The organism is Gilliamella sp. W8136 (genome assembly GCF_016101285.1).
GTDB classification, from domain to species: domain Bacteria; phylum Pseudomonadota; class Gammaproteobacteria; order Enterobacterales; family Orbaceae; genus Gilliamella; species Gilliamella apicola_N.
The window spans coordinates 1-340 of sequence record NZ_JACFQU010000062.1 but is presented as its reverse complement, the minus strand read 5'-3'; the positions used below and the strand labels follow the sequence as shown (position 1 = coordinate 340).

Annotated in this window: 1 pseudogene; it reads right to left on the bottom strand. The window is 33.5% G+C overall.

Annotation, left to right across the window (positions count from 1 at the left end):
• A pseudogene (locus H3T96_RS14810) lies at positions 1 to 340 on the bottom strand (hypothetical protein); the annotation flags it as partial.

Sequence of the window (340 nt, the reverse complement as noted above, 5' to 3'; positions counted from 1 at the left end):
ACTTGCCTTGTTACCCGATTAAAGCGTACCCGTATATGGCGTACGGTAAACAGTTCCAATCGATAGACATAACGGAAATAGCGGAAGCATAAATATATTAAAACTAAAGAAGTAATTAAAAAACAAATCATTGCAAATATATCAGAAGCAATGTTTTCATTCTCACTATTATATAATTGTGAAGCAATTATAAATGCAAAATAAAAGCCTGTTAAAGGAAACATAAATATTAGTATAGAGAGCCATGTAACAATCCCTCGAAAATTTTCAAACATTCCACCACGAATCTCGAGATAGCGATCGTTATAGGCATAGTATGGACCAATGGCTCTTGGGTTAT